The sequence below is a fragment of the Mesorhizobium silamurunense genome (assembly GCF_014843825.1).
GTDB lineage: Bacteria > Pseudomonadota > Alphaproteobacteria > Rhizobiales > Rhizobiaceae > Mesorhizobium > Mesorhizobium silamurunense.
The window spans coordinates 58,964-65,104 of record NZ_JHQR01000012.1; the positions used below are offsets into that span (position 1 = coordinate 58,964).

General features: G+C 63.7%; 8 protein-coding genes and 1 pseudogene. 5 read left to right on the forward strand and 4 right to left on the reverse strand.

The window, feature by feature from the left end:
• The first annotated feature begins 1 nt into the window (after position 1).
• The 4 genes from sufD to sufA all read left to right on the forward strand — a co-directional run bounded on the left by sufD (position 2) and on the right by sufA (position 3,586).
• Positions 2–1,282 (forward strand): Fe-S cluster assembly protein SufD, encoded by a 1,281-nt coding sequence (gene sufD / locus DH10_RS01450; protein WP_192253877.1) that lies wholly within the window; start codon positions 2–4, stop codon positions 1,280–1,282.
• A 175-nt stretch (positions 1,283–1,457) separates the two neighbouring features.
• Positions 1,458–2,699 carry a cysteine desulfurase gene (locus DH10_RS01455; protein ID WP_192253879.1) on the forward strand — a complete coding sequence of 414 codons (1,242 nt, stop codon included), beginning with the start codon at positions 1,458–1,460 and terminating at the stop codon, positions 2,697–2,699.
• A gap of 5 nt (positions 2,700–2,704) precedes the next feature.
• Positions 2,705–3,097, forward strand: a complete 393-nt coding sequence (locus DH10_RS01460; protein ID WP_192253881.1) for an SUF system Fe-S cluster assembly protein — start codon at positions 2,705–2,707, stop codon at positions 3,095–3,097.
• A gap of 108 nt (positions 3,098–3,205) precedes the next feature.
• Complete coding sequence (sufA, locus tag DH10_RS01465; protein ID WP_192253883.1) at positions 3,206–3,586, forward strand: Fe-S cluster assembly scaffold SufA; 381 nt, start codon at positions 3,206–3,208, stop codon at positions 3,584–3,586.
• A 24-nt stretch (positions 3,587–3,610) separates the two neighbouring features.
• Here the strand turns inward: sufA and DH10_RS01470 are convergent, their stop codons facing one another.
• Together DH10_RS01470 and DH10_RS01475 are read right to left on the reverse strand one after the other, a co-directional pair.
• Positions 3,611–4,096: a RidA family protein gene (locus DH10_RS01470; protein WP_343221446.1), complete on the reverse strand. Its 486-nt coding sequence runs from the start codon at positions 4,094–4,096 to the stop codon at positions 3,611–3,613.
• The gene (locus tag DH10_RS01475) at positions 4,084–4,581 is read right to left on the reverse strand and encodes a GFA family protein (protein ID WP_192253887.1); all 498 of its coding nucleotides are present in this window, start codon (positions 4,579–4,581) and stop codon (positions 4,084–4,086) included. The genes DH10_RS01470 and DH10_RS01475 overlap by 13 nt, the downstream gene beginning before the upstream one ends.
• 89 nt (positions 4,582–4,670) lie before the next feature.
• Between DH10_RS01475 and DH10_RS01480 the strand changes: the two genes are divergently transcribed.
• Positions 4,671–4,994 (forward strand): TfoX/Sxy family protein, encoded by a 324-nt coding sequence (locus tag DH10_RS01480; protein ID WP_192253889.1) that lies wholly within the window; start codon positions 4,671–4,673, stop codon positions 4,992–4,994.
• Between the two features lie 2 nt (positions 4,995–4,996).
• Here DH10_RS01480 and DH10_RS01485 read toward each other — a convergent pair whose 3' ends face one another.
• Both DH10_RS01485 and DH10_RS36505 read right to left on the reverse strand, forming a co-directional pair.
• Entirely contained in the window at positions 4,997–5,914 is a 918-nt protein-coding gene (locus tag DH10_RS01485) for a pseudouridine-5'-phosphate glycosidase (RefSeq protein ID WP_192253891.1), read from the reverse strand.
• A gap of 49 nt (positions 5,915–5,963) precedes the next feature.
• Positions 5,964–6,141 (reverse strand): annotated as a pseudogene (locus tag DH10_RS36505) (carbohydrate kinase); the annotation flags it as partial.

Consider the following 6,141-nt stretch of genomic DNA (forward strand, 5'->3'; position numbering starts at 1 on the left):
AATGAACATGCACGCACAGCCCCAGCGGACCTTGGCCGAGACGGCGCTGATCGATGCCTTCGGCGAGCGGCTGTCGCTGCTGCCCGGCGACGGCGCGGTGATGGTCAAGCGCGACGACGCGATCGAGGCGATCAAGCACGGCCTGCCGACGCGGCGCGTCGAATCCTGGCACTATACGGACCTGCGCCGGCTGCTCACCTCTGTGCCGGCCTTCGAGGCTGAGGTGGTCGCGAAGGCGCTCGATCCGGTCCTCGACGGTTCCGCCGTGCTGCCGGTGCTGAACGGCGTCTCGAACGCCAAGCTGCCCGAGATCGAGGGCGTCACCGTGCAGCGCCTGTCCGAGAAGCTGACCGACGGCAGTGTGGCGCCAGGGCTGGATCCCTATGGTGCCGACGATGCGATCGGCGCGCTGAACACCGCCTTCGTCGCCGATGGCTATTTCGTCGACATCGCCGACGGCACCGAACTGGAAAAACCGATCGAATTGCAGAACCTTCAGTCCGGCGGCCAGGCGCATGTGCGGCTGCTGACGCGCGTCGGCGCCGGCGCCAAGGCGATCATCGTCGAGCGTCAGGCGGGCGAGGCAAGCGAAGGCAGCGATGCGCTCATCAGCTCGGTGAGCCAGCTCGTCCTCGACGAAGGTGCCGAGGTGACCTGGCTGATCGTGCAGGAGCAGCCGGACACCGCCACGCATCTCGCCCAGTTCAAGGCGCAAGTCGGCAAGGATGCGAAACTCACACTGTTCGTCATGAATGCCGGCGGCAAGCTGGTGCGCCAAGAGGTGGTGGTCAGGACGACGGGCGAGGGGGCGGATTTCAAGTTGCGCGGCATCAACCTTCTGGCCGGCGACACGCATACCGACACCACCATGGTGCTCGACCACACGGTGCCGCACACGACCTCGACGGAAGTGATGCGGAACGTGGTTACGGGTAAGGCGCGCGGCGTCTTCCAGGGCCGCATCAACGTGCATCAATATGCGCAGAAGACCAACGCCAAGATGGCCTGCAACACGCTGCTTCTGTCGGACGACGGCGAGTTCTCGACCAAGCCCGAGCTGGAGATTTTTGCCGACGACGTCGTCTGCGGCCATGGCGCGACCGTCACCGAGATCGACCACGACCATCTCTTCTACCTGATGGCGCGCGGCATCGACGAGAAGACGGCGCGGGGACTTTTGGTGAAGGCTTTCGTGGCCGAAGTGATCGAGGAACTGGACGACGAGGGCATCGTCGAGGCGCTGGAAGCGCGGCTCGACGGCTGGTTTTTGACGCACGGATGAAGCGGTCGAGGCTAAGCCTCGACCGTACCCCTCATCCGGCCGCTTCGCGGCCACCTTCTCCCACAAGGGGAGAAGGAAGAGCGCCTGACCTTCTCTCCTTGTAGGAGAAGGTGGATCGGGGCGAAGCGCCGAGACGGATGAGGGGTGCTGGACGGAATGAGGCGATGAATTTGTGATGGATCAGAAGATCGAAACCACTCCCTACGATGTCGAGGCGATCCGCCGCGACTTCCCGATCCTGTCGCGGCAGATCTACGGCAAGCCGCTGGTCTATCTCGACAATGGTGCTTCGGCGCAGAAGCCGCAGGTGGTGCTCGACACGATCCAGCATGCCTATTCGCAGGAATATGCCAACGTCCATCGCGGCCTGCATTTCCTGTCGAACGCCGCGACCGATGCCTATGAGAAAGCGCGCGAAACCGTGCGGCGTTTCCTCAATGCACCGAGCACCGACAATATCGTCTTCACCTCCAACACCACTTCGGCGATCAACACCGTCGCCTATGGCTGGGGTATGCCGAGGATCGGCGAGGGCGACGAGATCGTGCTGTCGATAATGGAGCACCATTCGAATATCGTGCCGTGGCATTTCATCCGCGAGCGGCAGGGCGCCAAGCTGGTCTGGGTGCCGGTCGACGATCTCGGCGCCTTCCACATCGAGGAATTCGAGAAGCGGCTGACCAACCGCACCAAGCTTGTCGCCATCACGCACATGTCCAACGCGCTCGGCACGGTGACGCCGATCAAGGAGATCGTGCGCATCGCGCATCAACGCGGCATCCCGGTGCTGGTCGACGGTAGCCAGAGCGCCGTGCATATGCCGATCGACGTGCAGGATCTCGATTGCGATTTCTTCGTCTTCACCGGCCACAAGGTCTACGGCCCGTCGGGCATCGGCGTCCTCTACGGCAAGAAGCACCTGCTGGACGAGATGCGGCCCTTCATGGGCGGCGGCGAGATGATCGAGGAGGTGACGGAGGACATCGTCACCTATAACGAGCCGCCGCACCGTTTCGAGGCTGGCACGCCGCCGATCGTGCAGGCGATCGGGCTGGGCGCCGCGCTGGACTACATGGACAAGGTCGGCCGCGAGCGCATCGCCGCGCATGAGGCGGATCTCAAGAATTACGCGCATGAGCGGCTACGCGCCATCAACTCGCTGCGCATCTTCGGTGATGCGCCGGGCAAGGGCGCCATCATCTCGTTCGAATTGCAGGGTATCCATGCCCATGACGTGTCGATGGTGATCGATAGGCAAGGCGTGGCTGTCCGCGCGGGCACCCATTGCGCCCAGCCGCTGTTGAAACGCTTCGGCGTGACCTCCACATGCAGGGCATCGTTCGGCATGTATAATACCAGGGCCGAAGTCGACGCTTTGGCCGAGGCGCTGGAAAAGGCGCGAAAGTTTTTCGGGTAAAGACCATGGACGATGTGAGCACCACCACAGAGACCGCGCCGGAAACGGCCGGCAACGGCATCGTCTCGGCCTCGGCTATCCCCGCCGATGAGTTGGCGCGGCTGACCGATGACATCGTCTCGGCCCTGAAGACGGTCTACGATCCGGAAATCCCGGCCGACATCTATGAGCTTGGCCTGGTCTACAGGATCGACATCGAGGACGACCGCACGGTCAAAATCGACATGACGCTGACCGCGCCGGGCTGCCCGGTGGCCGGCGAAATGCCCGGCTGGGTCGAGAATGCCGTCGGTGCCGTCGAGGGCATTTCGGGCGTGGAGGTCAACATGGTGTTCGACCCGCCATGGACACCGGACCGGATGTCGGAAGAGGCTCAAGTGGCGGTCGGGTGGTACTAACCAACGACCCAACAAAGATTGCTTGGCTTGCAGCAAAGGTGAAACTTCACCATCTTAAGGGCAGACTCATTCCGCGGGCCTTGAACCCGCGCGAACGTGGAGAATGACATGGGACGCTTCGCCGTCATTGCGATGACCGAAAAGGCCGCCGACCGCGTGCGCGAGATCGTCGCTGCGCGCGACAACGCGCACGGCATCCGCCTCGGCATAAGGAAAGGCGGCTGCGCCGGCATGGAATATACGGTCGACCTGGTGACCGAACCGAACCCCAAGGACGACCATGTCGAGCGCGACGGCGCGCATGTCTATGTCGCACCGGAAGCAGCACTCTTCCTGCTCGGCACTGAGATGGATTTCGAGCAGACGACGCTGCGCACCGGCTTCACATTCAAGAACCCGAATCAGAGTTCGGCTTGCGGCTGCGGCGAATCCGTCGAGCTGAAGCCGGCCGATCTGAAGGCGCTTGCCGACGCGCGTGCTTCGGCCTGATCAGGCCCGCCCGCCGGCGCGTACTCAATCCGGCAGCGCGGCGATGACGACAAGCTCCACAACCAAGTCGGGTTGCGCCAAGGCGGCAACGCCGATCACCTCCGATGGCGGCGGATTGTTGTAGCTGCAGTGTTTCGGGCAATGTTCGGCAAAGAATTCGTCCAACACGTCCAGGCGGAAATTCGGTGAACTGAGGACGCCGCCGGTTGGAAACGGCCCTTTGACGTAGAACGTCACCTTGACCAGATGGTCGAGCGAGCTGCCAAGTTCCTCCAGATCCGCTTTGAAGTTGGCAAGGATAGCGCGCCATTGCGTGGCTGGGTCGCCGATGGCGCCGCCTTTGTGTCTCGACGGATCGTAGTCGTCGACCGTGGCGGTGTTGCCGCACAGAAAGACATATCCCTTCGCGTCCGTGACGACCGTGCCCTTGCCCCAGGGCATCAAACGATCGCCCTTGAATTTCTTATGTGTCGTAAGGTTCATTTCAGCCTCCGTCACTAATCCACCCACATGCCCGTCCGCTTGTGCCAGTCGGCGATCGATTCTTCCGGGTAGACGTCGAACACCTTGTCCTTCTTGCCGACCGTAGGCTCGACCCAGTTCGCCTTGTATTTCAGCATCAGATGGACCTTCTCCGGGGGCTTCGGCAGATCGCTGTCGATCGCCGAGGCGAAGGGGTGGACGAGGTCCGGCCAGGTCGGATCGTAGAGCCAGAGCGCCGCGCCGCATTTCTTGCAGAAATTGCGCTCGCCGGTCGAGACCTCGCAATGCGGATGCTCGTCGTCCTCGATCTCGGCGCGATAGACGCCGAGGCTGCGCTTGCCGCTGACCTTCAGCGTCTCGTAGTCGGCGCCGAGATTGATGGCGAAACCGCCGCCGCCTTGCTGCTTGCGGCAGATCGAGCAGTAGCAGAGCATGAACGGCACCGGCGTGTGGCTTTCCACCTCGAAGCGAACAGCGCCGCAGCGGCAGGAGCCTTTGAGCAGGGCAGGCATGGCGGGAACTCCGTTTCCAAGTCACAACCTGTCAGCATGGCTTTGGTTGCGGCGATGACAAGGCCGGAAGGCGATGACATGATCGCGGCATGGACGACGAGCGCCTTCAGGAACTTTTCGAAAGCCTGGGTCCGATCAGCATCCGAAAGCTGTTCGGCGGCAAGGGCATCTATTGCGACGGCGTCATCGTCGCGGTGGTCGTGCGCGGCGAACTGATGCTGAAGGCGGACGACGAGAGCATCCCCGATTTCGAGGCCGCCGACTGCAGCCAGTGGACCTATACCGGCTCACGGCACGGCAAGGAGGTGGCGATGCCCTATTGGAGCGTTCCCGACAGCGCCTTCGACGATCCCGACGAAATGGCAATGTGGGCAAGGCGGGCCTATGAGGCCGGGAGGCGGGCGGGGAAGTAGGCCTAGAGAGCTTTCGCGATCTCCGCCGCCAGCCGCGCATTGTTCTCGACCAGCGCGATGTTGGTTTTGAGGCTGCGCCCGCCGGTGAGTTCCAGGATCTTCGACAGCAGGAAGGGCGTCACCGCCTTGCCGGTGATGTTCTGCACTTCGGCCGCCTTCTGCGCGGCCTGGATATAGCCGTCCATCTCGGCCGCCGGGATCTCGTCATCCTGCGGCACCGGATTGGCGACCAGAATGCCGCCGCCAAGGCCGAGCGCTTGCCGCGTATGGTAGAAATGCGCGATGTCCTCAGGCGCATGCAGCGTCAGCGGCGCGCGGAACGGCGATTGCCTGGACCAGAAGGCCGGCATGGTCTCGCAGCCATGGCCGATGACCGGGACGCCGCGCGTCTCCAGCACTTCCAGCGTCTTCTCGATGTCGAGGATCGCCTTGGCGCCGGCCGAGACGACGATGACCGGGGTGCGCGCCAGCTCGTCGAGGTCGGCCGAGATGTCAAAACTCTTTTCCGCGCCCTTGTGGACGCCGCCGATACCACCGGTGGCGAAGACCTTTATGCCGGCCATTTGCGCGGCGATCATGGTGGCGGCAACGGTGGTGCCGCCGGTGCGCGTTTGAGCGACGGCAAAGCCGATATCGGCGCGCGACAGCTTCATGGCGTCGCCGGTCATGGCGAGCGATTCGCGCTCGCCGTCGGACAGCCCGATCTTGATGCGGCCATCGACCACGGCGATCGTCGCCGGCACCGCGCCGCCGCCGATAATGATCTGCTCTACCTTGGCGGCCATCGCGCCATTGTCGGGGTAGGGCATGCCATGGGTGATGATGGTGCTTTCCAGCGCCACCACCGGCCGCCCAGCGGCAAGCGCCTCCGCCACCGGCGGGTGGATGTCGATGAAGGGGCGGGCGGTCTCGGGTGTCATGTCTGTTCTCCAATCCGGAGAAACGCTCCGGCAAGATGGTTTGGTGGCCCTATGCCACCTGCCGCGCCTCCGGCACAAGGGCAAGCGCTTGGGCGAAGCTGGCGGCCGTGAAGGACGGCACCGCCTCGGCGCTCTCGATGGCGAGCGTCGCCGCGGCAACGCCTTCGCGTAGCGCTGCCCGCAAAGGCAATCCGCGCAGCAGCGCGGCAACTGTGGCCCCGGTCAGC